The sequence below is a fragment of the Streptomyces sp. genome (assembly GCF_035563135.1).
Classification (GTDB): Bacteria; Actinomycetota; Actinomycetes; order Streptomycetales; family Streptomycetaceae; genus Streptomyces.
In genome coordinates, this window is record NZ_DATMVN010000858.1 from 1 (window position 1) to 3,701 (window position 3,701).

Sequence of the window (3,701 nt, forward strand, 5' to 3'; positions counted from 1 at the left end):
GTAGGTATCCCGCCCGGGCGTGCCGGTGACATAATTTCCCGGCCCGACTCCGAAGATTGGGTTAGCGGCCACGAGTTGCCAGCCTTGCTCGGCGAAAGTGTCTCTCAACGCTACGGAGTACTGCGCCGCGGTGAGCTCTCCCATGGAGGTGCCGACCGCGCCCGAGCTGAAGTCGGTGGTGCGCGAGAGAACCTCATCTGGCAGTAGACGGTAACCGACGATCACAAGGACTATGATCGGCACGACTGCGGCTATGGTGCGTCGCCAGCTACCCAACCCCCGCAAGAGCAGGACGACGACGATACCAACGCCGGCGCCCAAGAGTGCGCCGCGGCTTTGGGCGAAGATGAGGCCGGCGCCCAGGGGTACGAGCAGTATCAGCCGCCAGGTCCAGGTCGGCGCCAGCGCGAGAGCCAGCACCATCGCGTTGGCGATCATCTGACCGGAGGGGTTCTTGTTCCCGGTCAACTCCGAACCCTCCCCGCCCGTCGCGATCCACATGAGAGCTAGAACCACGGATCCGACGACGAAAACGGTCACCACAATGCGCGCCGATCGGGGCTCCAGCACCACCGCGCCGAGAAGCAGAGGGACCAGGAACAGCTGGTACGTCTGGGTGCTGTTCAGCATCACCGTCGTAGACCCGTGGAACAGCGCCACCGCGACTAGCCAGACGGCGAACGCCGCTCCGCACAGCAGGAGAACCCGGGCATCGCGTCCACGGTCCCGCCAGGAATGTGTGAGTAGTAGGCACACAAGGGCGCCGACGAAGGCCAGTGCGAACAAAGCGTCGGATGCCGTTACCTGTGCCCCTCCGGCGCTCACTCCCAGGCTGAGAAACGGAAGCAGCGCCGCGCCCATCACCACGGGCAGTTGTGGCCGCAGGGCGAGGGCCACGAGGACAGGAGCAACTGCGAGCAGATATGCGTAGCGGGCATGCTCCTGATTCCAGTAACCCACCAGGAAGGCCACCCCGACGGCAGCGGCCAGGCCCATAGCACGTGGGTATACCTGCCGCGCCGCCTGCAGTGCGACCACGGGTCAGCTCGACCCAGGGACGGACTCCCGCACCGGCTTGTCGTCACCCGTGACGGGTGCCGTCCGTGCCGCGGAGTCAAAACTTCGATGGCTAGCAGGCAGCCGACGAGGACCGAGGCCCTCTGGGCTCTCCGAACCACCGTTCACAGCGAGGCCGAGCTTCGGCGCCTGGACCGTCCGCACTGCGTCACGAGCGCGGCGGAGGCGGTCCTTCGTGGCGACGCCCACCCTCGCGACGAGCAGAATGCCCGCGGAGTGGGCTGCCAGGAACAGCGCATCGGCCACCTGAAGCACCGGCGGGGTGTCCAGAATCAAGACATCGCAGTCTGCCTGCAGTTCCACCAGGACCTGGGGAGTTCGTGGGCCCGTCAGCATCTCCAACTGATGGGCATTCGACGCTCCGGCCGTGAGGACGCGCAGCGAGGTGTCGGGTAGGTCGCGTAGGGCTGCGGATGGTGTGATTCGCCCGGCCAGCACCTCGGCGAGCCCCGGCCCGGGCGGAAGCTCGAAGAGGTCGTGCACGCTCGGGGCGCGCAGGTTGACGTCCACGAGGAGCACACGATGCCCGCTGCTGGCCAGCGCGAGAGCGACGTTCGCCGCGACCGTCGTCACTCCCTCGCCGGAGGACGGGCTGGTGACGACGATCGATCGGGGTGGTCCCTCTGCCCGTGCGAAGGCGAGGCTGGCCTGCACCGCGCGGTAGGCCTCGGCGCGGGAGCTGCTGGGCGCCGTGCGCATGGGGAGGACCTGCTTCGGATCGCGCTGCGGAATCACGCCTAGAACCGGGAGATTGAGGGCGCGGGCCATGTCCTCGGGGTCGTGGAAGTCCCTGTCCAACGACTCCCAGAGGACAACCAAGCCGAAGCCCAAAACCAGGTCGAGCAGCAGGCCCATCGAGAGGTACAACGACCGGTCCGGGGTCGCCGGAGCCCCGGGGAGGGGAGCAGCGGTGAGGCTCGTCAGTTGCTCGGCGCTGCCGGCAATCCCCGGGTCGATGTCCTCCAGAGCGTCTGGGAGCGTCGGTAGGTACGCATTGGCAACCGCCTGCGCCCACTGCGGATCGCTGTCACTGACGGTGATGGTGAGAAAAGGGGAGACGCCGTCCGCGGTGGTCGAAACGCCAGCGGGTGCGCGGGCGGTCAGGCCAGATGCGCCAGCAGCCTGGGTGACGACTTGCTCGATCACGGGCGCGGTGCCGGCGAACCGCGACACGTCGAGAGCACGCTGCGCGGCATTCTGCGTCGCAGATGTTCCGTCGACGGCCGTGCCGGTGGTCGAGACCAGGACGGCGGCGGTCTGGTAGGTAGGGGTCTGCAACCAGGCCGCCGCAGCAGCGCCGGCGATGGACGCCAGGACTACGAGGGCAAGCAGTTGCCAGCGCCGCCTCAGCACCCGGACGAGGTGATTCAAGTCCAACAGACGCCCCGATCGTCGTTCTAACCGTAGATATCTTGCCGCCAGACCACTCTGATGTGCCGGTCGTCTCGCCTCGCTCCGCAGGCCGGGCGTGTGCCGGTGCCCCCAGGATGAGCAGCCTGGCACATTTCGGTGGTTGCCCGTATCCGCGCAGCTGCTGGCAGGCGCTTGTCCGCCTCGATGTGGGGAGGCCCCGACGTCCGCACCGTTCGCGAGCTTGCTCATCGAGCGATGAAGACGGCGGGTTGAGCCGGCGCGCTACGGTGGAGTGGTGTACAGGCGAGGGGTGGCCCTTGCGGTGATTGCCTTCGCCACGGCCTTCGTGGCGCCCCTCGTGCTGTTCAACTATCCCGAGGAAGGGGCGGTCGTCGCCACGTTCTCGGAGTCGCACGGCTTGCATGCCGGCGATGCGCTTCTCCTGCTGGGCTGGCTTGTCATCGTCGGACTCGCGGTACTCATCGGGCGCAAGCCGCGTCGCCGCCGGCATTGACCCTTGCGGAATACCGCATGGCCACCGCCGAACGTGGCGCATGTCATAGCGATGCGGGGGTAGCGCTCGCCACTGTTGTCTGCTTAAGTTGCGTGCAATGGAATCTGATCTTGCAGCGGGAGAGCCCATGAAGTACTCCGCACCGCAGTTGCGCTCTCTTGGGAGCATTTCTGAGTTAACCCTCGGCGCAAGCGGAAGTCGCGCAGACGGTAACAGCCGGAACCCCAAGCGCGAGGACTGACAGAGCGCTGAACTTCAAAGGCCCGGTCGAGTTTCAGCTCGATTGGGCTCTTGTCGTGTGATTTCCCACGCGGGCCTGACCGCTCCTGCTATTACGGCCACATGGGCGTGAATTGTTCAGGGCTCGACTGGGGCGACCTTGTGAACGCAGGTTGCAATATCAGACTTGTCGGATGGGGTCGGGGCCAGTTGCGGAGCACCTTAGTGTCAGCGTCTTCCGATTGTGGCCAATTGAGAACTTATCGCATGACGACGGGTAGCTGGCGGTAGCAGATCAGGCGCAGTCCAGCTGCAGTAGTAAGAGGTGGATGTCGGCGCGAACCTCATAGCTGGTGCGGAGCCGCCTGAAGGCGTGTAGCCAGGCGAATCCGCGCTTGACCACCCAGGGTAGCGGCTCGGGTTGGAGCCGAGGGCGACGCCGGGGCGGGCGACCCGGGGGGTAATGCCGCGGGCGCTCAGCAGGAGTCGGCAGTTGTCGCGGTCATAGCCGCGGTCGGCGAACAACTCCCGCGGCCGG

4 protein-coding genes and 1 pseudogene are annotated in these 3,701 nt (G+C 66.4%); 2 read left to right on the plus strand and 3 right to left on the minus strand.

The genetic code is table 11. The features are described from left to right. Window positions 1-996, minus strand: a 996-nt coding sequence (locus VN520_RS37880; protein WP_325751496.1) for an O-antigen ligase family protein, incomplete at its 3' end; no start/stop codon positions are given. Window positions 997-1,041: 45 nt separating this feature from the next. Further along, on the minus strand, window positions 1,042-2,448 hold the full coding sequence (locus VN520_RS37885) for a P-loop NTPase (protein WP_325751497.1): 1,407 nt from the start codon (window positions 2,446-2,448) through the stop codon (window positions 1,042-1,044). Window positions 2,449-2,740: 292 nt separating this feature from the next. On the opposite strand from VN520_RS37885, the gene VN520_RS37890 reads away from it, so the two are divergent. Both VN520_RS37890 and VN520_RS39815 read left to right on the plus strand, forming a co-directional pair. Continuing rightward, a complete protein-coding gene (locus tag VN520_RS37890) occupies window positions 2,741-2,944 on the plus strand; it encodes a hypothetical protein (RefSeq protein ID WP_325751498.1) in 204 nt (67 codons plus the stop codon). 127 nt (window positions 2,945-3,071) lie between these two features. Continuing rightward, complete coding sequence (locus VN520_RS39815) at window positions 3,072-3,185, plus strand: lasso RiPP family leader peptide-containing protein (protein ID WP_414720077.1); 114 nt, start codon at window positions 3,072-3,074, stop codon at window positions 3,183-3,185. A gap of 238 nt (window positions 3,186-3,423) precedes the next feature. Here the strand turns inward: VN520_RS39815 and VN520_RS37895 are convergent. Further along, window positions 3,424-3,701: pseudogene (locus VN520_RS37895) on the minus strand (IS5/IS1182 family transposase); the annotation flags it as partial.